Origin of the sequence: Cyanobium sp. Cruz-8D1 (assembly GCF_024345975.1) — a bacterium.
Classification (GTDB): Bacteria; Cyanobacteriota; Cyanobacteriia; order PCC-6307; family Cyanobiaceae; genus Cyanobium.
This window is the reverse complement of record NZ_JAGQCD010000005.1, coordinates 128,208-152,445: the sequence shown is the minus strand read 5'-3', so window position 1 is coordinate 152,445 and position 24,238 is coordinate 128,208. Positions and strand designations below refer to the sequence as shown.

The following is a 24,238-nucleotide window of genomic DNA, read 5'->3' as shown; positions in this document are numbered from 1 at the left end:
GTCCTTCGCCCCGATGACTCCCCACGACCTGGGTCTGCTGGTGGTCCTGCTGCTGCCGGGGATGCTCCTGTCGGTCCTGCTGCTCAGCACCTTCGCCGCCGGCGGCTGAGATAGGTTGGCCGCGCAAAGGCCCCCGCTCCGTGGCTGAAACTCTCCTGTTCAACGCCCTGCGCGAAGCCATCGACGAGGAGATGGCGCGCGATCCCCATGTCTGTGTCATGGGCGAGGACGTGGGCCATTACGGCGGCTCCTACAAGGTCACCAAGGACCTCTGCGAGAAGTACGGCGAACTGCGGGTGCTGGATACCCCCATCGCCGAGAACAGCTTCACCGGCATGGCCGTCGGCGCCGCCATGACCGGCCTGAGGCCGATCGTGGAGGGGATGAACATGGGCTTCCTGCTGCTCGCCTTCAACCAGATCTCCAACAACATGGGGATGCTGCGTTACACCAGCGGCGGCAACTACACCATCCCGGCCGTGGTGCGCGGTCCCGGCGGCGTCGGTCGTCAGCTCGGTGCCGAGCACAGCCAGCGTCTCGAGGCCTACTTCCACGCCGTTCCAGGCATCAAGATCGTGGCGGTCAGCACCCCCACCAACGCCAAGGGCCTGATGAAGGCGGCGATTCGCGATAACAACCCCGTGCTCTTCTTCGAGCACGTTCTGCTTTACAACCTCAGCGAGGACATCCCCGAAGGGGATTACATCTGCGCCCTCGACCAGGCCGAAGTGGTGCGGGAAGGCAGCGACGTCACCATCCTCACCTACTCCCGCATGCGTCACCACTGCCTCAAGGCGGTGGAGCAGCTGGAGCAGGAGGGTGTCGATGTCGAGCTGATCGACCTGGTCAGCCTCAAGCCTTTCGACATGGAGACCATCGCCCGCTCGATCCGCAAGACCCACAAGGTGATCGTGGTGGAGGAGTGTATGAAGACCGGTGGCATCGGTGCCGAGCTGATCGCCCTGGTCACGGAGCACTGCTTCGACGATCTCGATGCCCGGCCCTTGCGCCTTTCCTCCCAGGACATTCCCACGCCCTACAACGGCAATCTCGAGAACCTCACCATCATTCAGCCGCACCAGATCGTCGCGGCGGCGCTCGACCTGAAAGCGGGCCGTCGCTGAGATGGGACGCCAACAGGGCTGGTTTGCCCTCATCCTTGCCCTCACCATCGCTTCCGCTGCCCTGCTGGCCAACTACGGCCTGCAGCTGGGTCTGGACCTCCGCGGCGGCAGCCAGCTCACCCTCCAGGTGATGCCCGCCGGTGCCATCACCCGGGTGGACACCGAACAGCTGGAGGCCGTCAAAGAGGTGCTCGAACGGCGCATCAACGGGCTCGGGGTGGCCGAATCCACCCTCCAGGCGGTGGGCAACGACCAGCTGGTGCTGCAGCTTCCCGGCGAGCAGGATCCCAGCCAGGCGGCCCGGGTGCTCGGCAGCACGGCCCTGCTCGACTTCCGCGCCCAGAAGCCCGGCACCGAGGAGGAGATGCGCGGTCTGCTCGGCCTCAAGCGCCAGGCCGAGTCCGTGCTGCGGGCCAAGCGCCCCCCCTCCCCCAGCGATGCCCCCACGGCACCCCCCCCGCCGGAAACACCGCCCCTTTCGTCTGAGGATCTCAGCAAGGCGCTCACCTCCCTTGGCATCCAGGTTCCCGCCGGCAGCCGTGAGGTGGATCAGATCGAACTGTTGCTGCGGGAGACCAACCGCCGCATCCTCGGCCTCTACGGGCCGCCGCTGATCACCGGCAAGGATCTCACCAGCGCCGGTCGCCAGCAGCAGGCCACCGGTACCGGCTGGGAGGTGACCCTCGGCTTCAACCGGGAAGGGGGCGAGAAGTTCGCCTCCCTGACCCAGTCGATCGCCGGCACAGGCCGGGTGCTGGGAATCGTCCTCGATGGCCGATCGATCAGCGAGGCCAGCGTCGGCGAGCAGTTCAAGGTGGCCGGCATCACCGGAGGATCCGCCTCGATCACGGGCAATTTCAGCCCCGAAGAGGCCCGCGACCTGGAGGTCCAGTTGCGCGGTGGCTCCCTGCCCCTGCCGGTGAAGATCGTCGAGGTGCGCACGGTCGGCCCCTCGCTCGGGGCCGAGAACATCCGCTCCAGCCTGGTGGCTGGTCTGTCGGGCCTGGTCCTGGTGGCCGTGTTCATGGTGGTGGTCTATCGCCTGCCGGGGATCGTGGCGGTGGTGGCCCTGAGTCTCTATGCCCTGTTCAACCTGGCGATCTACGCTCTCATTCCCGTCACCCTGACGCTTCCGGGCATCGCCGGCTTCATCCTCTCGGTGGGGATTGCCGTGGATGCCAACGTGCTGATCTTCGAGCGCATCAAGGAGGAGCTGCGAGGCGGCAACACCTTGATCCGCTCCATCGACACGGGCTTCTCCCTGGCCTTTTCTTCGATCTTCGATGGCCACGCCACCGGCCTGATCAGCTGCGCGGCCCTGTTTTTCCTCGGCACCGGCCTGGTGAAGGGCTTCGCCGTGACCCTGGCGATCGGGTTGCTGCTGAGCCTGTTCACGGCCCTTACCTGTACCCGTACTCTGCTGCGTCTGTTGATGAGCTATCCGGCCCTGCGGCGCCCCACCTATTTCCTGCCGGCCCGCCAGCTTCCCCCCGCCAAGCCCGCAGCCGCCCAGGCGGGTCCGGCCTGAATGACTGCCATGACTCCCGTCCCCTCCCCCCGCTTTCGCATCAGCCGCCACCGGCGCCTGGCCTGGCTGGGATCGGCCCTGGCCTGCGGCCTGAGCCTGCTGGGCCTGGCGCTCTGCTGGCTGAACCCGGCGATCCACGCTCCACTGAGGCCCGGCCTCGATTTCACCGGTGGCACCCAGGTGCAGGTGGAGCGCGACTGTGCCCCTTGCAAAGCGGTCAGCGCCACCGAGATCCGCCAGGGCCTCAGCAGCCTCAACCTGCCCTCAGTCGAAGGGGAGCGAGCCCCGAATCTGAGCAGTGCCTCCGTCCAGGTGCTCGATGGGGGCCGTTCCCTGCTGCTGCGCCTGCCGGCCCTGGGGGCCGACCAGAGCACGGCCCTGATCGACGACCTCGCCGCCAGATTCGGCCCGCTGATCAAGAGCGGCACTTCGGTGAACACGATCGGCCCCACCCTGGGCTCACGCCTCCTGCAGGGCAGCCTCCTCTCCCTGCTGGTCAGCTTCGTGGGGATCTCGGTGTATATCTCCTTCCGCTACAGCGGCATCTTCGCCGTCCTGGCCCTGCTGTGTCTGGCCCACGACATTCTGATCACCTGTGGCCTGTTCGCCTGGCTCGGACTGCTGCAGGGCATCGAAGTGGATTCCCTCTTCGCCGTCTCCCTGATCACCATCGCCGGCTATTCCGTCAACGACACGGTGGTGGTCTACGACCGGATCCGTGAGCAGCGCCGCACCCTGGGCGAACTTCCCCTGATCGACCAGGTGGATGTGGCCGTGGATGCCACCCTCACCAGGTCGCTTTACACCTCCTTCACCACCCTGTTGCCCCTGGTCGCCCTGATCTTCTTCGGGGGCAGCACCCTGTTCTGGTTCGCGGTGGCGCTCACCCTCGGCATTGCCGTCGGCAGCTGGTCAAGCATCGGCCTGGCCCCCACCCTTCTACCGGTGTTCTCGAAGCGATGAGCCGCTCCGATCGCGTCGAAGCGGTCAGGCGTGGCTGGCCGCTGCTCCCCTTGGTGCTGCTGGTGCTGGCCCTGATCGATCTGCGGGTGGAGTTGATCCTGCTCCGGGATCACTTCACCCTGACGGCCGTCACCGCCGCGGTGCGGTCCCATCTGCTGGCCGTGGTGGTGCTGCTCAGCCAGCCGTCCCTCTGGCACCACTACCGCCGCTCCCGCTGCTGAGGCGAACCACCCGCCGGGCCTGTCGCGGAATCAGACCTGATCCCAGCGGTCCATCACATCACGGACGAGCACCTCTTCGCAGATCACCTGCAGCACCACCACCAGGGGCAGGGCCAGCAGCAGTCCGGGCAATCCCAGCAGGGCCCCCAGACTCAGCTGGGCCATCAGGGCCACCGTGGGCAACAGGTTGACGGTGCGGCTCAGCAGCAGGGGGGTGAGTAGGAAGGCTTCGCCGTTCTGAAGCAGCAACCGCAGCACGAGCACCTGGATCACCTTCGCCGGGGAGATCAGCAGGGCGACGGCCAGGGGCAGCAGGGTGGCGGCGGTCGGACCGATGGTGGGCACGAAGGTGAGCAGACCGCAGACCAGGCCGCTCAGCAGGGCCAGGGGCACCTGCAGCACGGCCAGTCCCGCCCAGGTGGTGAGGAAGACCACCGTGCCGGAGATGGTCATGCCCGCCAACCAGCCACCCAGGGCCTCGCGGCATTCGCGCAGCAACTGTTCCATGCGCTGGCGGTAGAAGCGGGGCGTGGCGGCGATCACCAGGCGTTGATGGCTGACTGGATCAAGCGCCATCAGGATTGCCAGCAGCAGCAGCAGCAGCAGTTGAATCGTGCTGTTGGCGGCGCCACCGGCCACACCGAGCAGCTGCCCGCCCAAAGGCTGGAGCCGATCCAAGACGCTGCCATCGGCCAGCTGCCGCTCCAGATCGCGCAGCAGGGGGGTCTTGGGCACCACGTCGCCGAGCCGCTGGATCAGCTGGGGTACCAGCTGGCTGAACTGGCGGATCTGGTCGATCACTTCCGGCAGCAGCAGTTGGCCCAGGACCCAGCCGATCACGAGCAACGCCAGCAGCACCAGCGACAGGGCCGCCCCCCGATTCAAGCGAGTCAGGCGCCGCAGCAGGCTGGTGGGCACATCCAGCGCCACCGCCAACACCACCGCACCGAAGAGGATCAGCAGCACCAAGCGCAGTTCCCAGAGCAGCAGGAACAGCGCCACAAGGGCGAGGGCCCCGAGCAGGGTGCGTGCCTTCATGTCTGCCGCCGCTCCCGCTTCCAGGGGTCGAGAATGTCATGGATCAGCACGTCCCGCAGCAGCACCTGCAGACACACCGCCAGGGGCAGGGCCAGCAACAGACCGAGGGGGCCGAACAGCAGCGTGAACAGGAGCTGGGCCGTGAGGGTGAGGCCCGGCAGCAGTTGCAGCTGATGGTGCATCACCGAGGGGGTGATGACATAGCTCTCGAGATTCTGGATCAGGACGTAGACGAGCAACACGGCCAGGGCCTTCCAGGGAGCATCCAGAAGGGCCACCGACATCGGGAAGATTGTGCTCAGCGTCGGTCCCACGTTGGGGATGATGTTGAGCAGTCCGGCCAGCAGGGCGTTGGCCGCCACCAGCTTCACCCCCAGCAGGGATAGACCAATGGCCGCCAAAAGGCCGACGCAGAGGGAGCTGATCAGCACCCCGACCATCCAGCTGCTGAGAGCAGTGCCGCAGGCCACCAGCACCTGGCGCAGCCGCCGCCGGTAGAAGGAGGGCGCCAGCAGCAGCAGGGCCTCCCGGTAGCCGCTGGGCTGGGCGGCGACCATCAGGGAGACGACCACCACGAAGAGGGTCTGGAGCAGGCCAGCTCCGAGATTCCCGGCCACGCCCACCAGGCCGATCGCTCCACCGCCGAGCCTGCCTAAGAGATCGGGGGGCAGGGTGGTGGGAATCGAGAGGCTGGATTTCAGCCAGTCCAGGCTGGCCTCCCGGCGGCCGTAGAGCATCTGGGACGCGCCCTCAAGCGACTGGCGCAGCAGTGTCAACAACTCCGTCCAGGCCCGCGGCACCTGCTGCAGCAACACGCGGAACTCGGCGATGAACGGGGGGATCACCACCGTGGCGACGATCAGCACCAGCAGCGTCACCAGTAGCAGAGCCAGCAGCAGGGCCATGGGCCTGGAGACGCCGATGCGTTCGCGGATGGCGCCCACCAGGGTGCAGAGGGCCATGGCGAGCACCACGGCGGCGAACAGCAGAATCAGGGCGTCACGCAGGCTCCACAGCAGAAGGAGCGCCGCCAGCAGGGCGATCAGACCCAGCCACTGGCCGAATTTCAAGCCTCCTCCTGGCCCTCCTGGCCCTCCTCGGCCGGCTCCTCGCCCTGGCCGGCAAACCCGAGACCGTGGCCATCGGCGTAGCGCTGGGCGAAGCGCATGAAGCGCTCGAAATCGGTGGTGCTCTTCCAGGTGTAGGTGGCTTCCAGGGCGCTGGCCTTGCCGTTGACGAAACGGGCCTTCACCTCACGGGTCACCATCTCGCCCTCTTCATCGAGCATGAACATGCCGGTGATGTCGCCCACCGCCTGGGGGGCCAGGGCCTGGGGCTCCTCGAACACGAAGGTGGCCTGGCCGGTGCGGCCATCCCGTGAACGGGTCATTCGGATGTCGGGCACGACCGTCTCGTCTACCCCGCGGAAGAACTGAATGGCGGCGGCCATGGCATTCTCTGAAAATGGGACTTTAGGCAAGGCTTGAACCCCCTCTCCGCTCCCCATTCCGCCAGTGCCCATCGGCCCTGACATAGTGGATCCCACCATGCTGCCTTTTCGGCTGGTCGTCTGCCCATGCTCTCCGGTCCACCGGTTACCAGCACCGTCGATGCCGAACAGCTGCTGGAGCGTTTCCTCGCAGGGTCGGCCCGTCAGCGCCGGAGCCTTCTGGCCCCGCTCGAGCAGGCCGGCCCCGACCTCCTGGATCGAATCCCGGATCGGCTCGACCGACTGGATGCCACCGGCGACGATTGGGCCGCCGGCCATCTGATCCAACTGTTGCTGGCCTCCGCTGCCCCGGACCGGCAAGAGGCCTGGCTGGCCCGCCACCCCGAGGGATGGCTCGCCGTCGCCAGCGTCGCAGGCTTCGACTACGCGCCGCTGCAACAGCAGTTGATGCGGCAAGCCTTCGAAGCGGCCGATCGCCTCACCAGCGAGCACTTGCGCCAGCTGGCCGGCGAGGCGGCCGTCCGACGCGGCTATGTCTATTTCAGCGAAGTCGCGGCGATGCCCGACACCGACCTCACCAGTCTCGACCGTCTCTGGTGCTGCTATTCCCAGGGGCGCTTCGGCTTTTCGGTCCAGGCCCGGCTGCTGCAGGTGTGTCAGGGCCAGTGGGATCGGCTCTGGCCCCGGCTCGGCTGGAAGAGCGACGGCACCTGGACCCGCTATCCGGGCTCCTTCCAGTGGTCGCAGGAGGCGCCGGAAGGCCACATGCCCTTGATCAACCAGCTGCGCGGCGTGCGGTTGATGGACGCGCTTTTGCAACATCCCGCCATACAGGCTCGCCTGGGGGAGGCGCCGGTTGGTCGCGCACGTTAGGTTTCCGTGAGGCGAATGGGAATTCCTGCTTCATGCAGCTCCGCTGGGCCGACTACATCACCCCCTCCACCCTGCAGCTGGCCCCGCTGGTGGAGTTGCTTCTTGAACCCATCGGCTGCGCGCTCCGCCAGGCGGAGTTGCAGCTCGGTCTGCAGGAGGCCCTGGTCAATGCCGTGCGACATGGCAACGGCTGTGATCCCGGCAAGTGCCTGAGGGTCCGCCGGATCGTCACCCCCCGCTGGGTGGTCTGGCAGGTCCAGGACGAAGGCCCCGGGCTGCCGCCCCATGCCCGCCGGAGCGCTCTGCCCTGCGAGCCGGACGCCCTTTCCGGTCGTGGCCTGTTTCTGATCCATCACTGCTTCGATGACGTGCGCTGGAGCAGCCGGGGCAACCGGCTGCAGCTGGCGGCACGGCGGGCCGCGGTCAGCGTCCGTGGGCCGGACAGCCCGGATCGCTGATCTCGGCCCGCAGCCAGGCCTGGGCGTTCTCCAGCAGGGCGATGGCGTTGCACCGACCTTCGCTGCACGCGCTGGCGGCAGGCTCATCAGCGGCCAGGAGTTGCACCAGGGCGGCTGCCACCTGTTCAGCTGCCCGACGGGAGCGCTGGTGCTTGAGGGCGTGCCAGTCCCGGTCGCCGATACTGAGCTGGCGATGCAGGCGTTCGGCCAGGGGCAGGGCCTCAGGAGGCCACGACCGGTGGGACGGGACCGAGGCGCCGACGGAGGAAGAGGCTTCGGCTGGAGCGCTGGTGGCTTCCACTGGACGATCGGACCGCAGTGGACCCATCCTGTCGTTCCAGGCCTCGCCCTGTCGATCGCGCCGCCATGAGCCGACTCCAGCGCCCCCGTCGCCCGCCGTCACCCGGACTGCTGCACCATCTGGCGGCGGTGCTGAGCCTCGCCGGTCGCCCGGGGGCCGTGCCCCCCACGGGCGTGAGCCTGCGGCGGCGGCGCCAAAAGCTGGAGCTGGCCCAGCGGCTGCTGGATCCCCTCCCCACTGCCCTGCTGCCCAGCACCCGGCACGGTGATCGCTTCTGGACGGCACTGCGCTGGGGGGGCCTGGGGCTTCTGCTGGCCTGGCTGTTGCGGCCCTGAGTCAGGCGATCGGGTCGCTGGCGAACTCGTGGGGATGGGGCCTGTGCTCCAGCTCCTCCACCTCCCGGCGCTTCAGGGCCATCCAGTCCTCCAGCAGTTCCTGGCTGAAGACCCCACCGGCCAGGAGGTAGTCATGGTCGCCAGCCAGGGCGGCCAGGGCTCTGCCCAGGTCGGTGGGCAGGCTGGCGCCTGGAGGGGCATCCCCTGGGGTAGCGGCGGCGGCGGGCTCCCGATCGCTGGGGGGGCCGGGATCGCACTGGCGCCGAACGCCATCGAGCCCGGCCATCAGCATCGCCGCCAAGGCCAGATAGGGATTGGCCAGCCCGTCCGCCTGTCGCAGCAGCAGCCGCCGCTTGGCCGGATCGCTGCCGGTGTCGGGCACGCCGACCACGGTGGAAGGGTCGTTCCTGGCGTAGGTCAGCCGCGTCGGGGCCTCGGGGCCGCTCCTCAGCCGCCGATAGCTGTTGGTGCCGGGGTTGGTGAAGGCGGCCAGGGAGGGGCCGTGGTGCAGAAGCCCCCCCAGGTACCAGCGGGCGGTCTGGGACAGGTCGCCGTAGGTACCCTCACCGCAGAACAGGGGCTGGCCGGCCCTCCACAGGCTCTGGTGCACCTCCAGGCCGGCGCAGCTCTTCTCCAGGGTGGGCCTCGGCAGAACGGTGGCACTCCAGCCGTGGCGCCGGGCCACGTGGCCCAGCACGTAGCGGCTGACCATCAGGGCATCGGCAGCCCGCAGCGGATCGGCGCTGCCCAGGGTCAGCTGCTGCAGGGGGCCGGGCGCTGCCGGCTGGGACAGACGGGCCCGCAGGCCCAGGGCCGTCAGGGTGAGCAGCAGCTCACTGACGATCGCCTCCGGTCGCTCCGAGCCGATGGCGACCCGGCAGCCGCTGCCCAGGGCGTCGCAGTGGCTGACCAGCTCCTTGAACAGGAAGAACTGCTGCTTGACGCCGAAACGGGCGTCATCGGCCAGACCGCTGCCGGCCAGCAGGGCCAGGGCGCGGCTGGCCAGGGAGCGGGGGCAGTGGCGGAAGCTCACCGCCGCCGCCGCCGGCGCCTCGAACGCCGCCATCAGGCTGAGGCTCCTGGGGGAGAGGAAGGGGTCAATCCAGGCGGTGCTGGGGTCCGGATGCAGGATCAGTCCCCTGGGCTCGACGCCGAGGCTGTCGAGGGGAAGACCCCGTTGGAAGGCCCCGTCACCGAGCTGGCCGAACTGGTGGACCTCCAGGCCGATCGAATGCCAGCGTCCCTCCAGGTCACTCACCTTGAGGTCGATGCGCTCGATGCCGTCCTCCCCGAGGCGGCGCAGGACGTCCTGGGCGGAGGTGGCCATGGCGGGAGGGGGATCGGAAGGCTGCCGCCACGATGGTGCCCCCCCGGCGGGCCGGTGGCCGCGTAACCGTTTCTGTCAGATTCCCCAGAACCAGCCGCAGCACAGGAATCTGGCGGATTGCGAGTGCTACCTTCCGCTGCAGGTGCGTCGATCCGTTTCGTCCATGCGAGATGCCATCACCGGTCTGATCGGTCGCTACGACCAGCTGGGCCGCTACTTCGATCGCTCCGCGATCGATCGGATTGATGCCTACTACGGCCAGGCGGCGTTGCGGCTCGCCGCCGTCGAACTGATCAACCGGGAAGCGGCCGTCATTGTGCGCGAGGCGGCGCAACGCCTCTGGCTCGAAGACCCCGAGCTGCTCCTCCCCGGTGGCAACGCTTACACCACCAGGCGTCTGTCGGCCTGCCTGCGCGACATGGACTACTTCCTGCGCTACGCCAGCTATGCCCTGGTGGCCGACGACTTCACCATCCTCGACGAGCGCGTTCTCAACGGCCTGGATGACACCTACAAGAGCCTGGGCGTTCCCACCGGTCCCACCGTGCGCAGCATCGCCCTGCTCGGTGACGTGATCGCCGAGATGCTGGCTGATGCCGGCCTGGTGGACACCGGCCTTGTGCGGGCCCCCTTTGAGCACCTCTGCCGTGGCCTCTCCTCCAGCAACGTCCGCGCTCGCTGAGCGGCTATTCCCTAGTCTCAGATTACTTCTGCCGCTCCGCCAGGTCTTGCCTCTCCTCCCAGTGCCTCCCACCGTCAGCAGCACCCACAGGCTCGCTCTGGATCCCATCGCCACCCCGGAGCGACTGCTTCTGGGTCCTGGCCCCTCCAATGCCCATCCCACGGTGCTGCAGGCCCTGGCCCGGATGCCCATCGGCCACCTGGATCCCCTCTACATCGAGCTGATGGGTGAGGTGCAGGAACTGCTCCGCTACACCTGGCAGACCGACAACCGGCTGACCATCCCGATGAGCGGCACCGGCAGTGCCGCCATGGAAGCGACCCTGGCCAACACGATCGAGCCCGGCGACAAGGTGCTGGTGGCGGTGATGGGCTACTTCGGCCAGCGCTTGGTGGATATGGCCGGCCGCTACCGGGCCGACGTCGTCACGATTGAGCGGCCCTGGGGAGAGGCCTTTGACCTGGCCGAACTCGAAGCGGCCCTGATCGCCCACAAGCCCGCCATCCTGGCGATGGTGCATGCCGAAACCTCCACTGGCGTGTGCCAGCCGATGGAGGGGATCGGCGACCTCTGCCGCCAGCATGATTGCCTGCTGCTGCTCGATACGGTCACGTCCCTTGGGGCGGTGCCGCTGCACATCGATGCCTGGAAGGTGGATCTGGCCTACAGCTGCAGTCAGAAGGGTCTCAGCTGCCCCCCTGGCCTGGGCCCCTTCACCATGGGTCCGCGGGCCGAGGCCAAGCTGGCCGCCCGCTCCGGCAAGGTGCCCAACTGGTACCTCGATGTGTCCCTGCTCAACAAGTACTGGGGCAGCGACCGGGTGTATCACCACACCGCTCCGGTCAACATGAACTTCGGCATGCGCGAAGCCCTGCGGCTCCTGGCCGAAGAGGGACTGGAGGTCGCCTGGGCGCGCCACCGCAGCAACGCTGAACGGCTCTGGGCGGGCCTGGAGCGGTTAGGCCTGGAGCTGCATGTTAGCGAGCCCCTGCGTCTGGCCACCCTGACCACCGTCCGCATCCCCGAGGGGGTCGACGGCAAGGCCTTCAGCCGCCATCTTCTCGACCGTTTCGGCATCGAGGTGGGCGGTGGGCTTGGGGATCTCGCCGGCAAGGTGTGGCGTATCGGCCTGATGGGCTACAACAGCACCCCGGAAAATGTCGATCGCTTGCTCGACATCTTCGCCAGCGAGCTGCCCGCCTTCCGGCCCGCTGCGGCCGTGGCTGCCGCCATCGCCTGAGTCAGCCCGCCGCCGTTGCGCCGTTCCTCTGGGGGGCCAGGCGCCGTTGGCGGAACCACTGCTCCAGTTGCTGAGCGGCTCGCTCGCCGTGCACCCCGCCCCTCACGGCCATGTGGTGGTGGGCGCTGGGGTGGCTGGAGAGATCGAGGCTGCCGCCGAGGGCGCCGCGCTTGGGATCGCCGGCGGCGTAGATCACGGTGCCCACCCGCGCCTGGATCAGGGCACCGGCGCACATCGGACAAGGCTCGAGGGTGACCAGCAGCGTGCAGCCGTTGAAGCGCCAGTCGCCCCGGGCGGCGGCGGCCCGGCGCAGGGCCAGCAGTTCGGCGTGCCCCAGGGGATCCGCCCGCCGGTGGCGCCGGTTGCTGCCCCAGCCCACGCAGTGGCCTGACTCATCCAGCAACGCCGCCGCCACAGGGATCTCTCCCCGCGCCCCGGCCGCCTCGGAGAGCCGCAGGAGCCGGTCCATCCACAGCAGGCTGTCGGTGTCACTCAGCATCGCCTTCTTCTAGCCAGCTCTCCGCCAGGGCACCCGCCAGAATGCCGAGACCCCCACAGTCGCCGTTGGCCAGCGTCCCCCCCGCCCACCGGCCTTCGCCGCCCCCCCAGGAGTTCAGCTGCTTCGCCGATCCTTTTCAGCTGGACCCGGCCCTGGAGGACCTCCTGCAGCAGGCCTCCGGACTCCTCTGCCGTTGGCTGGGCCAGGCTGGCCATGGCACGCCCCTTCCCGGACTGAGCGTCCTGCCGGTGGTGGAACCTGAGGCGGCGGGGCTCGGCAGCGACCGGTTGCTGGCCGATCTGCAGCTGGTGATGGAAGGGGCCTACAACCCCAACCACCCGGGTGCCCTGGCCCATCTCGATCCGCCGCCCCTGTCAGCCTCGATCGTGGCGGACCTGATCTGCGCCGGTCTGAATAACAACCTGCTGGCCGAAGAGCTCTCCCCCAGCCTCAGCCGGCTGGAGCGGGCCCTGTGTGCCTGGATGGCCGGACGGCTTGGGCTGCCGGACGGCGCCGGGGGGGTGGCCGCCAGCGGCGGCAGCCTCAGCAACCTGATGGCCCTGGTCACAGCCCGCCATCATCGTGGTCTGGCCTGCCGGGGCGAGGCGGTGGTGCTGTGCAGCGAGGAGGCCCACGTCTCGCTGATCAAGGCCGCCGCCGTGATGGGCCTGCCGGCCGAGGCCCTGGTGCAGCTCCCCGTCACCGCTGCCGGTGGCCTGGAGCCGCAGGCCCTGGAGGAGCGGCTGGCGCGGCTCGACCGGGCCGGTACGCCGGTGATCGCCGTGGTGGCCACCTCCGGTACGACCGTGCGCGGAGCCCTTGATCCCCTCGAGCCCATCGCGTCCCTGTGCCGCCGTTATGGCCACTGGTTGCACGTGGATGGGGCCATCGGGGCGATCTTCGCCTTCAGCGAACGATTCCGTTCCCGGCTCGCCGGCCTGGCCTTGGCCGATTCGATCACGGTCAACCCCCAGAAGCTGCTCGGCATCACCAAGACCTCCTCCCTGCTGCTGTTGGCGGATCCGCGCCACCTGCAGCGGGCTTTCGGCACCGGACTGCCCTACATGGAGCCCAGCTGGGGCGGCGGCCACCAGGGAGAGGCGGGGTTGCAGGGCACCAGGCCCGGGGAGATCCTCAAGCTCTGGCTGGGTTTGCGCCAGCTCGGCCTCGATGGCGTGGCCGCCCTCATCGACGCGGCCGTTCAACGCCGCACGGACCTGGAGCAGCGGCTGCGGGGAATCGGCGGTCTGACCCTCTGCAGCGGCCCCCTCCATCTGCTCGCCTTCCGGCCCGAAGGCTGCGAAGGGCAGAAGGCGGAACGCTGGAGCGCCGATACCCGGGCCGCCCTGCTGGCAGAGCAGCTGATGCTTTCGCGGCCGGTGTACCGGGGCCACCACCATCTCAAGGCGGTGCTGGGCAACCCGCACACGCTCCCTGATCACCTGGAGCGGCTGAGCTTCGTTGTGCAGCAAAGCCTGACGGGGCCCAACCATGGTTGAACCGCTTCCGGATCTGATCCCGCCGAAGCCCCCCCAGAGCGATCGCCGCGGCAAGTGGGTGGCGATCCTCACCGGTGCCCTCTCGATCCTGATCGGGGTGGCCTACCTGGTGCTGATCACGGTGCTGGATTCCCGCGGTCCCCTTCTGCCGCCCCCCCCCGAGGCCCTGGGCGGGGCGGCAGCCGCCGTCTCTGGCGTTGCTGCGGAGGCTCCACCACCCGGTTGAGGGCGGTTTCCAGGAAGCTGCGCAGCATCCCCTCCCGTTTGTTGAGGTCATATTCGCGCTGCAGCACTTCCTGCAGGCCGCCATCCCCCCAGTCCTGGTTCTGGCGGAAGTAGGTGATGAAGCTGCGCCCCGCCACCCGGGTGAGCCAGGCCGCGCTGACCGCCTGAATCGCCCGGCTGACAACCAGGGCAGGGAGACTGAGGCTGAGGGCCGACGTGAGCAGACCCACGCCTCCCTTGACCAGCCCCAGCCCCGCCAGGGTCCGGCCCACGGAAAGGGCCAGATCCTGGGCGGTGTCGCGGCTGAGGCTGACGCCGTAAACGCGGCCGATCTCCACCACCATCTGGGCGTTGACCGCGGCGGTGGCGAGCAGGTCGATGCCCGGCAGCGGGGTCACCATCACCACCCCGGCGCCGATCCACATGTACCGATCGACGATGGTGCTGGCGTCGCTGTGCCGTTGCCGGTCCAGCAGGTCCTGGCTGGCCTGGCTGAGGCGGCGGCACTGCAGCAGCAGGTTGTCGGCGATCAGCTCCTCCCCATCGGCATGCAGAACGCTGGCGATCCGGCGCAGCAGGGCCTCCACCTCCGGCGCCGGCTGCAGCGGCCGGCCGCCCGGCATCGGCACGCTCTGGGGGGCCGCGCTGGCGGGGACCACATCGTCGGGGGCGAGACGGCCAGCGCAGCGTTGCCGCAGCAGGGCCAGCAGGCGCCGTTCCTCCTCTTCGCCGCGCAGGTCGCACTTGTTGAGCACCAGCAGCCGCCTCTTGCCCAGCCCCGCCAGGGCGTCGAACACCTCCAACTCACTGGCACGCAGGTCGCCATCCAGTACCAGCAACAGCAGGTCGGCGCGGGCGGCCAGTCCCCTGGCCAGCCGCTCCCGTTCCCGCCCCTGGCGGCCCGCTTCGAGAATGCCTGGGGTGTCCTCCAGGATCACGGCGCGGGGCAGATCCCGCAACCGCAGCCGGTAGCGGCTGGCGGTGGTGGTCGAGCCCATGGGTGCGCCCACTTCGCCCACGACCTGCTGCAGCAGGGCACGGATCAGCGAGGTTTTGCCAGCCGAACCGGTGCCGAACACGACGATCACCAGGTCGCCCCGTTCCAGTTCTGCCTCCATTCGCTGGCGTTCCTGATGCAGGGCCTCCCGCTCCACCGCATCGCGCACCTTTTCCAGGGTGCGGTCGATGGCGCCCAGGTTGCGCTGGGCCGCCTCGCGGCGGCTGGAGGGCACCGTCGCCGTGGGCGTTTTGCCGGCCCCCGATGGGCCAGGCCTGCGCAGCCTCTGCAGCCAGGGCCAGCCGACCTGGGCCAGGGCCAGCAGCAACGCCACCAGCACGATCAGCATCAGCGGCCCCACCATCCAGTAGGGAAGCCAGGTGCTCAGCGTCCACTGCAGCTGCTGGACCGCCTGCAGCACCATTCCCAGCACCACCAGCGCCAGCAGACCCAGGAGGATCCAGATCCAGAGGCGTTGGGGCAGCTTCATGACCCCGGCGGGGCGGAGCGCACGATCTCGCCGAACAACGAGGCCGCCAGGGCGCTGCTGGCGGCGGTGGGGCTGTTGTCATCGTTGCCCAGCCAGATGCCGATCACCCACTGGCGCCTGGGGGCATAGCCCACGAACAGCAGATCCCGGCCCTCGTTGGTGGTGCCGGTCTTGCCCCAGCTGCCTGCCCCCACGTCAGCGGCGCTGCCGGTGCCGCCACTGACCACCGCCTCCAGCAGGGTCCGCATCGCTTTGGCGGTGGCGGGGCTCATCACCCGGCGGCCGGGGCTGGTGACGGCCCTTGCGCTGCCGGCGGAGGCCCGGCAATCGGCTCCCCCCCGCTCCCCCGCCGCCTGGGAGGCGCCGCAGGCTTCGGCATCCGTGAGCCGACGGATCGTTGTCGGCGTCCGCCAGAGCCCATCGGCGGCGACGCTGGCATAGGCGGCCGTGAGCTCCAGCAGGGTCACCTCGCTCTGGCCCAGGGCCAGGCCCGGCACCGGGGCCAGGGGGCTGGTGAAACCGAGATCCCGGCCCTTGCTGACGACGGCGTCGAGGCCACCCTTGCGCGCCAGGCGCAGGGCGGCGGTGTTGCTGCTGATCGCCAGGGCCTGGCGCAGGCTGAGGCTGCCGCCACAGCCGCTGCTGAAGTGCTGGCCGCCCCAGTCCAGCGGTCCGCAGCTGATCCGGTCGCCGGGCCGGGCGCCCCGCTCGAGGGCCACCACGTAGGGCACGAGTTTGAACGTGCTGCCGGGCTGGCGCAGGGCCATCGAGGCCCGGTTGAACTGGCTCTGCAGGTAGTCCCGACCGCCGGCGATGGCGCGGATCCCCCCCGTGCGGCTGTCGATCACCACCACGGCCCCCTGGCTCACCCCCAGGGAGCGGCTGGCGTCGATGCGCTGCCGCAGCACCAGCTCCACCCGCTCCTGCAGCAGCGGATCGAGGTGGGTGTCGATCAGGAAGTTGCCTTCGGCGGCCACCTCCTTGCCCACCAGGTTTTCCAGATCGCGGCGCACCTGGTCGGTGTAGAAGGGGGCCCCCCGCTGCTGGGCGGAGCGGCAGGCGTCCGCGGCCAGCCGGATCGGTTGGCGCCGGGCCCGACGGGCCTGATCGGCGCTGATCCGGTTGGCGGCCGCCATCTTGTCGAGCACCTGGTTGCGGGAGGCCAGGGCTGCCGAGGGATCGACGCAGGGGTCGTAGCCGTTCGGGGAGGGCAGCAGGCCCACCAGCAGGGCGGCCTCCTCGAGCTTCAGGGCCGCTGCCGGCCGGCCGAAGAAGCGCCTGGAGGCATCCTCGAAGCCCCAGACGGCGCCGAGATAGGCCCGGTTGAGGTAGCTCAACAGCAGGTCCTGCTTGCTGAAGCGGGCCTCCAGCTGCAGGGCCACCAGCAGTTCCCGCCATTTGCGACCCAGCGTCTCGCCCTGTCCCACCTGCTGCGGGTAAAGGCTGCGGGCCATCTGCTGGGTCAGGGTGCTGCCGCCCTCCAGCACCCGGCCGCCGAGCAGGTTGGTCAGCAGGGCACGGGCGGTGCCGATCGGGTCCACGCCCGGGTGCCACCAGAAGCGATTGTCCTCACTGGCCAGCAGCGCATCGATCAGGACAGGGGGATAGGCGTCCAGGTCGGGGAGTTCGCGGCGCTTGCGATCGGCCACGGACGCCACCGGCCGGTTGCTGCGGTCGTAGAGGAGCAGCGGTCCCCGCACCGTCGCCAGGCTGCCCCGGGTAGGTACCTGCAGCAGGGACAGGGCCAGGAGCAGGGCGCCGGCGCCGGCCACGGCCAACGCACCCCGAGCCCCCCAGCGCCCCAGCCAGGCCCGGCGCAGGCCCCCTTCAGGCGCGAACAGCAGCGTGGGCAGATCGTCCTGATCGGCGGGTCCGAAACGCACCAGATCCCCCTGGCGAAGCACCAGCTGCCGCACCCGGCGGCCCTGCCACCAGAGTCCGTTGGTGGAGCCGGCGTCGCTCAGCAGCCAGTGGCCGCCGTGGTTTTCCAGCAGGGCGTGGTGGCGGCTCACGGCCGTGTGGTCGATGACGATGCTGTTGTCGCTCGCGCGCCCGATCCGGTAGGGGCTGCCGTGCAGCGGGTGGCTCTGCTCCGGCAGTCCGGGACGCAGCAGCTTGAGTTGGGGGCCTGTGGTGGGGGAGCGTGGCCGCAGCCGCCGCTCCAACCCCTCAAGGATGGCGGTCGGCATGGGGTCGCAGCAGATCGATGAAGAAGCACGCCACGGCCAGGTTGATGGCCACGTCGGCGAGATTGAAGATCGGGAAGTGAATCGGGAGGAACTCCAGGAAGTCCACCACCGCGCCGTAGCGCCAGCGGTCGATGCCGTTCCCCAGGGCGCCCCCGAGCAGCAGTCCCAGGGCCAGGCCGTTCCACAGGCCGACGGGAGGGCGCCAGAGGATCCAGACCAGCAGGCCGAGGCTCACCAGGGCGCTGATCACACCGAGCTGGATCGATGCTCCGCTGAACAGGCTGAAGGCGGCCCCGGTGTTGCTGACCCGCTGCAACTGCAGCAGACCAGGCAGCAGCGGCCGGATGTTGCCGCTGGCCAGGTGGTCGAGGGCCCAGGCCTTGCTGACCTGATCCAGCAGCAGGATGAGGGCCGCCAGCAGCAGCATTCCCAGCCGCCGGCGCAGCGGACGCGCCATCACGAAGGCACCAGCAGCAGCCGGCGCAGCAACCAGCCCAACACGCCGGCGGCGCAGCAGAGCAACAGCTGGGGCAGCAGGGCCAGGCTGTAGCCCACCACCAGGGTCAGGGTGTCACCCCCCCAGCGTCCGGCCAGGCTGCCCAGCAGCAGATTGGTGAGGCCGCAGAGATGCAGCACCAGCAGTCCGATGGCGGCGGCCCCGGCGAGGGTGAGGGGATCGTCCATGCCCGGCTGGCGCGCCAGCTTGCCGGTGATCCAGGCGGCTGGCAGGAAGCCCGCCAGGTAGCCGAAGCCCGGATCCAGCAGATAGCCGACCCCCCCACCCTCGTGGAAGACCGGCAACTGAAACAGACCGACGCTGAGATAGGCCACCGCCGCCAGGGTGGCACTGCGGGGGCCGCAGACCAGGGCGCACAGCAGCAGGGCGGGCACCTGCAGGGTGATGCCGAGCGGCCGCACCGCCCAGCCACCCGCCTCGTGGACCGGAAAGGCCGCCGGCACCAGACCGCCGACAAGGATGAGCAGGAGGCCGGCGATCGCTCCGCTCCAGGTGGCAAGGGCCCGCAATGAACCGTTCGTGGCTGGCACCCATCCTGCTCCAGCTAGGTTCGGCTGAGAAGGGCCCACAGCCCGCTGGAGCGCCGTACCAATGCCGGATCTCACCCCCGCCGATCCCGCGCTACCTCCGACAACACCGGCGGACTCGCCGCAGGTCGCGGAGGTGGCGATCCATCTGGGCGATGCCGTGCGCCTGCGCCAGCCCCCGCGCTATCTCAAGACCGCCGACCCGATGCCGATGCTGCGTCCCCCGGACCTGCTGGATCCAGGCGAAGTGGGCCGGGTGGTGGAGATCCGGGCCCTGGAGCTGAGGGCCATCCGTTTCCGCCGCGGCACCTTCCTGATCAACCTTTCCGATCTGGAACTGGCCGATTGAGCCCATGGTTCAGCCAGGCCTGGTGCGCCTGATCCAGGGCCGGGTCCGGGCCCACCAGGCTCAGGCTGGGGGACTGCAGCCAGCGGCGGGCCGCCGCGCACAGATCTTCGGCCCCCAGTCCGGGGGCGCGCTCCATCACCTGACGCACATGGTCGGCGGGCAGGCCATGGCTGAGCACCAGGGCCTGGCGCTCGGCGATCTGGGAGCAGGTCTGGCGTCCCATGGCGTCCTGCCCCTGGAATTTGGCCAGGGCCAGCAGGCGTGAGCCCTCGTCCAGGGGCTCCTCCAGGAGCCGCTGCCACTCGTCCAGCAGGCAGGCGGTGGCTTCCGCCGCCCGCTCGGCCGAGGTGGACAGGTGCATGACGAACGGAGGGGCACCGGCATGGGCCGGCAGGTGGACGCCGACGTCGTAGGCCAGCCCCCGCTCCTCCCGCATCGTGATGAACAGTCGACTGGACATGCCGAGGCCCAGGTGGGCCTGCAGCAACCGCAGGGCCAGGGCGTCGGGATGGGCCAGGGGAACAGTCGCGGCCCCCAGCATCAGCACGACCTGCTCGGTGTCCTGCACCTGCCGGCCAAAGTGACCCGTGGCCAGCGGTGGACCGGAGAAGGCCTGGGGCCGGGGGGCGTGGGTGCTCCAGGGGGACACAGCCAGTTCCCGATCCAGGGCTGCCTCCAGGGCCGAAGGGGCGTCGCCACAGAGCACCAGGACGGCCCCGTCAGCCCCGAGGCGCTCCACGAGTGGGCGCAGGTCCTCAGGTCCGAGACCGTCCAGCTCCGCCTCGATCCCGAGGGGGTCATGGCCGTAGGGGCCATCGCCGTAGAGCAGGCGGCGCAGCTGGTCGTGGGCCAGTTGGAAGGGGTCCTCCTTCTGGCGCTGCAGCATCTGCAGGTTGAGCTGCCGTTCGATCGCCACCTGCTCGGGCTCCAGCCGCGGCCGCCGGGCCATCGCCAGCAGCAGGGGCACCAGGGTGGGGGCGTCGTCGGCGGCACATTTGAGGGCCAGCACCAGGCCGTCCTCATGGGCCTCCGCCCGCAGGGCGGCGCCGGCCCCCTCGACGCAATCGGCCAGGGCCTCGGCATCCAGGTCGCCGCAGCCCCGGGTCATGCTGCCGGCCAGCAGCTGGTGGGCACCCCGGCGGCCGGCCGGGTCCCGGCCGCTGCCGCCTGGAATGGCCAGGCGGGCCGCCAGGATCGCCGGCCCGGGCCGGTGCAGGATCCGCAGGGGCAGGCCCCCGTCCAGGGTGCGGTGGTCTTCGGAGGTGGCAGGAGGGGCAGGGCTCATGCCGGCACCGCCTCGAGCAGGCAGGCCCGGGCCGGATCCAGCAGGGCCAGCGTCTGCTCCTGCAGTCGATCTGGCGACCACCGGTCCAGCAGCGCCAGGGGCTGGTCGAGGGGCTGACGCCGTCCCCAGAGGCGGCTGCTGCCGAGCAGGGAGGCCACGCCGCCGGGGGATTCCAGGGAAAAGCGATAGCCGTTGGCGACCAGGCGGCGGGCCCGCCACCATTCCTGCTCGCCGAGGCGCTCCTGGCGCAGTTCCTGCCACACCTGGCTGATGGCCCCACGCACCGCGGCCAGGTCCTCCTCGTCGCAGACGGCCTCCAGCAGGGCGAAGCTGCCACCCTCCATCGCATGCAGGTCCAGGTCGATGCTCTCGACGATCTGCAGCTGTTCGCGCAGGCGGTCGACCAGACGGCTGCGGCGTCCCTCCGCCAGCACGGTGGTGCCCAGATCCGCCCCCACCAGCCCCTCGACATCGCTGGCGGCCGGCAGCCACCACAGCATCAGCAGCCGGGCGGCCTCCAGCCGCGGCACGGCGAGCCGGTGCTCGCCCGGGATGACCTGCAGCGTCGCTGGGCCCATCGCCGCAGTGGTCGGTGCCAGGGCGGCGAGGGGACCCTCGGCCGCCCGCCGCATCAGATCGCCATCGGCTACGGCGCCGCTGAGGGCCAGCACACAGCGCCCGGCGGCGTACTGGCGCTGGTGGAAGGCAGCCATGGCGGCCGGGTCGTGGGCCACCAGGGCCTGGCGCCGTCCGAGGATCGGCAGGCCGTAGGGGTGATCGGGGCAAGCCAGGGAGAGCAGGTGCTGCAGGGCCACTTCCTCGGGTTGATCCTCGCTCTGGGCCAGTTCCTCCAGCACCACCTGCCGTTCCATGGCGAAGCTGTCGGCCTCGAGGCGGGGCTGCAGCACCAGATCCAGCAGCAGATCCAGGGCTTCGGCGGCCCCCTCCGGCGGCATCAGGGTGTGGAAGTGGACGTCATCGAAGCCGGTGGCGGCATTGCTGCTGCCGCCCAGCGCCTCGATGCGGCGATCGAACTCGCCGGCCGCCAGCCCGTCACTGCCCTTGAACACCATGTGTTCAAGGAAATGGGCCATGCCGCTTTCCGCTGGATGCTCGAAGGCGCTGCCGGCCCGGCACCAGAAGTCGAGGCAGACCAGGGGGGCGTCCTCCAGTTCGAGCTGGACCAGCTCGACGCCATTGGCGAGGGTGTGGCTGATGGGGGCGGCCAGCCCGGGCAGCAAGGACCCGCAACAACCCAGGGACACACTCACGCACGCATGGCAGGATCCGCATTCTGCTGTCACGACGTGTCGATGGGTGAGGTCGCTGGGACCGGAGACGGTGGCCTCCATCCGCTGGTGGATGCTCTGGCCGAGAGGATCCGGCTCTGTCGCAACGATCTGCCGGATCTGGCCCCCCTGGCGATCGACCCCGATCTGGAGGCGATCAGCGGCAGCCTCGATGGCGATGCGCTCTTCATCCGTAACGAGGTGCATCGCTGCCGCGGCCTGCGCAAACTGCACCTGGAGACAGCGCGCCTCGGCGCCGGACTGCAGATCCTCCACTGCGTCTTTTTCCCCGATCCCCGCCACGATCTGCCGGTGTTCGGCGCCGACATCGTGGCCGGCAAGGCTGGGGTGAGCGCCGCCATCGTCGACCTCTCGCCGGTCGGGGAGGCCCTGCCGGCGGCCATCAGCGAGGCCCTGGCCGCCTGCCCCCGCCCGGCTTTCGAGCAGGTGCGGGAGTTACCGCCCTGGGGCTCGATCTTCTCCCCCCATGTGTTGTTCGTTCGTCCGGTATCGGAGGCGGAGGAACAGGGGTTCGTCGAGGAGGTCGCCGCGTTCCTGGGCGTGCTCGCCGAAGCCGCCAAGGTGAGCCCTTCCCAAGCCCATGACGACCCGGCTACGGTTGCCCGATGGCAAGGGCAGCTGAGGTATTGCAAGCAACAGAAACAAAACGACAAGACCCGCAGGGTTCTGGAGAAGGCGTTCAACCCCCAGTGGGCGGATCGCTACATCGAAGACCTGCTCTTCGACGACCCACCGGCCCCTGGCGCAACGGCCTGATCGTCGCCGGTGTGGCAGGCCTGGTGGTGGGGGGTGTCGTTCTGTATCAGCGCCTGCAGCCCGCCAAGGCCCCGGTGGCCGCCGTGGCCCGCCCACCAGCCCCGGTGGAGGCGGTGGCGGCCCTGGGCCAGCTGGAGCCCGATGGTGATGTGCGCGTCCTGGCGGCTCCGATCACCGGCATCGGTGGCAGCCCCCGCATCACCGAACTGCTGGTGGCCGAGGGCGACAAGGTGCAGGCCGGACAGCTGCTGGCCCGCTTCGACAACCAGCCGCTGCAGAGGGCGGAGCTGGCACTGATCCGCACCCGCATCGCCAACCTCGGCCGCCGGCTCACGATCCAGAGCCGCGACCTGGCGCGCTACCGCAAACTGGCCAGCGACGGGGCCTATGCGGCCGCCGATCTCGATGGTCTTGAGCAGCGCACCCTGGAGCTCCAGGGCGAGCTGCAGGAAGCCAGGGCCGCATTGGTCAAGGCGAGCACGGATCTGGTCAATACCGAACTGAGGGCACCGATCGACGGCACGGTGCTGCGCATCCAGTCCCGCGTCGGCGAACGCCCTGGCGACAAGGGCATCCTCGAACTGGGGGCCAGTGACCGCATGGAAGCCTCCGTCGAGGTCTATGAGAGCGACATCGACCGGGTACGGCTCGGCCAGGCCGTCACCCTCACCAGCGAAAACGGTGGTTTCGATGGCAGCCTCAAGGGCACGGTGCGACGCATCAGTCCCCAGGTCCGCCAGCGGGAGGTGCTCTCCACCGATCCCACCGGTGATGCCGATGCCCGCGTGGTGGAAGTGCGGGTGCGCCTCGATCCCAGCGATGGGGCCCGGGTCGCCTCCCTCACCGGCCTCAAGGTGATCGCCCGCCTGCAGCCATGACGTTCTGGCAGGGACGCCGGATCCCCCTGGCCTGGCTGCTGCTGACCCGCCAGCCCATGCGCCTGGCCGTGGCCCTGGCCGGGATCACCTTCGCCGGGATCCTGATGTTCATGCAGCTGGGCTTCCGTGATGCCCTGTTCGATTCCAGCATCACGGTGCACAAGCTGTTCGACACCGATCTGGTGCTGCTAAGCCCGCGCACCAAGAGCTCGATCAGCATGACCGGCTTCCCCCAGCGACGGCTGGTGCAGGCCATGGCTGATCCGGATGTGGCCGGCATCACGCCGGTGCATTGGAACCTGCTGTTGTGGCGCAACCCCAAGACCAAGGGCACCCGTTCGATCCTGGCCCTCGGGTTCGAGCCCCGCGACCCCCTGTTCATTGATCCGGCCGTCACCGCCCTGGCACCCCGTCTCACCCAGAAGGGCAGGGTGCTCTTCGACGACCAGTCCCGCGATGAATTCGGACCGGTGGCCCAATGGTTCCGCCAGGGACGCACCGTGGAGAGCGAAGTGGCCGGCAAACGGCTGCGGGTGGCGGGCCTGTTCAGCGCCGGAGCCTCCTTCGGCGCCGACGGCAACCTCCTCACCAGCCGGGAAACCTTCCTCAGCCTGCTGCCCAACACCCCCCCCGGCAGCATCGAACTGGGCCTGATCCGGCTGCGCCCCGGGGCCGATGCCGCCCGGGTGGTGGAACGGCTGCAAGGCCTGCTGCCGCAGGACGTCAGCGTCCTCACCAAGCAGGGCTTCCTTGATCTGGAGATGGACTACTGGCGCAGCAGCACCGCCATCGGCTTCATCTTCACCCTGGGTGCCGCCATGGGTTTCGTGGTGGGATGCGTGATCGTGTATCAGATCCTCTATTCCGATGTCAGCGACCACCTGCCGGAGTACGCCACGCTCATGGCCATGGGCTACAGCCTGCTGACCCTGCTCGGCGTGGTGGCCCGCGAGGGCCTGCTGCTGGCGATCTTCGGCTACCTGCCCGCCTACGCCGCCGGCCAGGTGTTGTACGCCGTCATCCATGCCGCCACCAAGCTGCCGGTGGCCATGGCCAGTGATCGGGCCATCACCGTCTTTCTGATGATCCTGGTGATGTGCATGGGGTCGGCGGCGATGGCAATGCGCAAGCTGGGCGACGCCGATCCAGCGGACATCTTCTGAGTCGATCCTTCCGA

26 protein-coding genes are annotated in these 24,238 nt (G+C 69.4%); 14 read left to right on the top strand and 12 right to left on the bottom strand.

The window, feature by feature from the left end:
- Positions 1-140 precede the first annotated feature (140 nt).
- Genes KBZ33_RS05265 through KBZ33_RS05250 form a run of 4 tightly spaced genes read left to right on the top strand, consistent with a single transcriptional unit; the run spans position 141 to position 3,836 of the window.
- Positions 141-1,124: a pyruvate dehydrogenase complex E1 component subunit beta gene (locus tag KBZ33_RS05265; RefSeq protein WP_254950861.1), complete on the top strand. Its 984-nt coding sequence runs from the start codon at positions 141-143 to the stop codon at positions 1,122-1,124.
- A 1-nt stretch (position 1,125) separates the two neighbouring features.
- On the top strand, positions 1,126-2,652 hold the full coding sequence (secD, locus tag KBZ33_RS05260; RefSeq protein WP_254950860.1) for a protein translocase subunit SecD: 1,527 nt from the start codon (positions 1,126-1,128) through the stop codon (positions 2,650-2,652).
- Between the two features lie 9 nt (positions 2,653-2,661).
- Entirely contained in the window at positions 2,662-3,615 is a 954-nt protein-coding gene (secF, locus tag KBZ33_RS05255; protein WP_254950858.1) for a protein translocase subunit SecF, read from the top strand.
- A complete protein-coding gene (locus tag KBZ33_RS05250) occupies positions 3,612-3,836 on the top strand; it encodes a hypothetical protein (protein WP_254950856.1) in 225 nt (74 codons plus the stop codon). Before secF ends, KBZ33_RS05250 begins: the two co-directional genes overlap by 4 nt.
- 30 nt (positions 3,837-3,866) lie before the next feature.
- Here KBZ33_RS05250 and KBZ33_RS05245 read toward each other — a convergent pair whose 3' ends face one another.
- Genes KBZ33_RS05245 through psb28 form a run of 3 tightly spaced genes read right to left on the bottom strand, consistent with a single transcriptional unit; the run spans position 3,867 to position 6,324 of the window.
- Complete coding sequence (locus KBZ33_RS05245) at positions 3,867-4,874, bottom strand: AI-2E family transporter (RefSeq protein ID WP_254950855.1); 1,008 nt, start codon at positions 4,872-4,874, stop codon at positions 3,867-3,869.
- Entirely contained in the window at positions 4,871-5,944 is a 1,074-nt protein-coding gene (locus tag KBZ33_RS05240; protein WP_254950853.1) for an AI-2E family transporter, read from the bottom strand. The genes KBZ33_RS05245 and KBZ33_RS05240 overlap by 4 nt, the downstream gene beginning before the upstream one ends.
- On the bottom strand, positions 5,941-6,324 hold the full coding sequence (gene psb28, locus KBZ33_RS05235; protein ID WP_254950851.1) for a photosystem II reaction center protein Psb28: 384 nt from the start codon (positions 6,322-6,324) through the stop codon (positions 5,941-5,943). The genes KBZ33_RS05240 and psb28 overlap by 4 nt, the downstream gene beginning before the upstream one ends.
- Positions 6,325-6,450: 126 nt before the next feature.
- Between psb28 and KBZ33_RS05230 the strand changes: the two genes are divergently transcribed.
- Both KBZ33_RS05230 and KBZ33_RS05225 read left to right on the top strand, forming a co-directional pair.
- Entirely contained in the window at positions 6,451-7,197 is a 747-nt protein-coding gene (locus tag KBZ33_RS05230; RefSeq protein ID WP_254950849.1) for a GUN4 domain-containing protein, read from the top strand.
- Between the two features lie 32 nt (positions 7,198-7,229).
- The gene (locus tag KBZ33_RS05225) at positions 7,230-7,655 is read left to right on the top strand and encodes an ATP-binding protein (protein ID WP_254950847.1); all 426 of its coding nucleotides are present in this window, start codon (positions 7,230-7,232) and stop codon (positions 7,653-7,655) included.
- On the opposite strand, the gene KBZ33_RS05220 is transcribed toward KBZ33_RS05225, so the two are convergent.
- The gene (locus KBZ33_RS05220; RefSeq protein ID WP_315859138.1) at positions 7,621-7,983 is read right to left on the bottom strand and encodes a DUF6439 family protein; all 363 of its coding nucleotides are present in this window, start codon (positions 7,981-7,983) and stop codon (positions 7,621-7,623) included. The two genes, KBZ33_RS05225 and KBZ33_RS05220, sit on opposite strands and share 35 nt — an antisense overlap.
- Positions 7,984-8,021: 38 nt before the next feature.
- On the opposite strand from KBZ33_RS05220, the gene KBZ33_RS05215 reads away from it, so the two are divergent.
- Entirely contained in the window at positions 8,022-8,291 is a 270-nt protein-coding gene (locus KBZ33_RS05215; RefSeq protein ID WP_254950845.1) for a hypothetical protein, read from the top strand.
- Between the two features lies 1 nt (position 8,292).
- Here KBZ33_RS05215 and KBZ33_RS05210 read toward each other — a convergent pair whose 3' ends face one another.
- Entirely contained in the window at positions 8,293-9,618 is a 1,326-nt protein-coding gene (locus tag KBZ33_RS05210; protein ID WP_254950844.1) for a glutamine synthetase family protein, read from the bottom strand.
- A 163-nt stretch (positions 9,619-9,781) separates the two neighbouring features.
- On the opposite strand from KBZ33_RS05210, the gene KBZ33_RS05205 reads away from it, so the two are divergent.
- Positions 9,782-10,300 (top strand): allophycocyanin subunit beta, encoded by a 519-nt coding sequence (locus KBZ33_RS05205; protein WP_254950842.1) that lies wholly within the window; start codon positions 9,782-9,784, stop codon positions 10,298-10,300.
- Between the two features lie 61 nt (positions 10,301-10,361).
- On the top strand, positions 10,362-11,540 hold the full coding sequence (locus tag KBZ33_RS05200; RefSeq protein WP_254950841.1) for an alanine--glyoxylate aminotransferase family protein: 1,179 nt from the start codon (positions 10,362-10,364) through the stop codon (positions 11,538-11,540).
- Between the two features lies 1 nt (position 11,541).
- Here KBZ33_RS05200 and KBZ33_RS05195 read toward each other — a convergent pair whose 3' ends face one another.
- A complete protein-coding gene (locus KBZ33_RS05195; protein ID WP_254950839.1) occupies positions 11,542-12,039 on the bottom strand; it encodes a nucleoside deaminase in 498 nt (165 codons plus the stop codon).
- A gap of 41 nt (positions 12,040-12,080) precedes the next feature.
- Between KBZ33_RS05195 and KBZ33_RS05190 the strand changes: the two genes are divergently transcribed.
- Positions 12,081-13,538, top strand: a complete 1,458-nt coding sequence (locus KBZ33_RS05190; RefSeq protein ID WP_396107988.1) for a pyridoxal phosphate-dependent decarboxylase family protein — start codon at positions 12,081-12,083, stop codon at positions 13,536-13,538.
- Positions 13,539-13,654: 116 nt separating this feature from the next.
- On the opposite strand, the gene KBZ33_RS05185 is transcribed toward KBZ33_RS05190, so the two are convergent.
- The 4 genes from KBZ33_RS05185 to KBZ33_RS05170 are packed head-to-tail and all read right to left on the bottom strand — an operon-like array spanning position 13,655 to position 18,465.
- The gene (locus KBZ33_RS05185; RefSeq protein ID WP_254950837.1) at positions 13,655-15,250 is read right to left on the bottom strand and encodes a YcjF family protein; all 1,596 of its coding nucleotides are present in this window, start codon (positions 15,248-15,250) and stop codon (positions 13,655-13,657) included.
- A complete protein-coding gene (locus tag KBZ33_RS05180) occupies positions 15,247-17,439 on the bottom strand; it encodes a transglycosylase domain-containing protein (RefSeq protein ID WP_254950835.1) in 2,193 nt (730 codons plus the stop codon). The genes KBZ33_RS05185 and KBZ33_RS05180 overlap by 4 nt, the downstream gene beginning before the upstream one ends.
- The gene (gene lspA, locus KBZ33_RS05175) at positions 17,420-17,896 is read right to left on the bottom strand and encodes a signal peptidase II (RefSeq protein ID WP_254950833.1); all 477 of its coding nucleotides are present in this window, start codon (positions 17,894-17,896) and stop codon (positions 17,420-17,422) included. The genes KBZ33_RS05180 and lspA overlap by 20 nt, the downstream gene beginning before the upstream one ends.
- Positions 17,896-18,465 carry a biotin transporter BioY gene (locus KBZ33_RS05170; RefSeq protein WP_254950900.1) on the bottom strand — a complete coding sequence of 190 codons (570 nt, stop codon included), beginning with the start codon at positions 18,463-18,465 and terminating at the stop codon, positions 17,896-17,898. Before KBZ33_RS05170 ends, lspA begins: the two co-directional genes overlap by 1 nt.
- Before the next feature lie 82 nt (positions 18,466-18,547).
- Between KBZ33_RS05170 and KBZ33_RS05165 the strand changes: the two genes are divergently transcribed.
- On the top strand, positions 18,548-18,832 hold the full coding sequence (locus KBZ33_RS05165; protein WP_315859137.1) for a DUF3148 domain-containing protein: 285 nt from the start codon (positions 18,548-18,550) through the stop codon (positions 18,830-18,832).
- On the opposite strand, the gene KBZ33_RS05160 is transcribed toward KBZ33_RS05165, so the two are convergent.
- On the bottom strand, positions 18,801-20,117 hold the full coding sequence (locus KBZ33_RS05160) for a pitrilysin family protein (RefSeq protein ID WP_254950832.1): 1,317 nt from the start codon (positions 20,115-20,117) through the stop codon (positions 18,801-18,803). The genes KBZ33_RS05165 and KBZ33_RS05160 overlap by 32 nt on opposite strands.
- Positions 20,114-21,388, bottom strand: a complete 1,275-nt coding sequence (locus KBZ33_RS05155; protein ID WP_255011580.1) for a pitrilysin family protein — start codon at positions 21,386-21,388, stop codon at positions 20,114-20,116. The genes KBZ33_RS05160 and KBZ33_RS05155 overlap by 4 nt, the downstream gene beginning before the upstream one ends.
- Before the next feature lie 42 nt (positions 21,389-21,430).
- On the opposite strand from KBZ33_RS05155, the gene KBZ33_RS05150 reads away from it, so the two are divergent.
- Genes KBZ33_RS05150 through devC form a run of 3 tightly spaced genes read left to right on the top strand, consistent with a single transcriptional unit; the run spans position 21,431 to position 24,224 of the window.
- Entirely contained in the window at positions 21,431-22,183 is a 753-nt protein-coding gene (locus KBZ33_RS05150; RefSeq protein WP_254950829.1) for a phycocyanobilin:ferredoxin oxidoreductase, read from the top strand.
- Positions 22,184-22,194: 11 nt separating this feature from the next.
- Positions 22,195-23,061 (top strand): efflux RND transporter periplasmic adaptor subunit, encoded by an 867-nt coding sequence (locus KBZ33_RS05145; RefSeq protein ID WP_254950827.1) that lies wholly within the window; start codon positions 22,195-22,197, stop codon positions 23,059-23,061.
- Entirely contained in the window at positions 23,058-24,224 is a 1,167-nt protein-coding gene (gene devC / locus KBZ33_RS05140; protein WP_254950825.1) for an ABC transporter permease DevC, read from the top strand. The genes KBZ33_RS05145 and devC overlap by 4 nt, the downstream gene beginning before the upstream one ends.
- Positions 24,225-24,238: the final 14 nt, after the last annotated feature.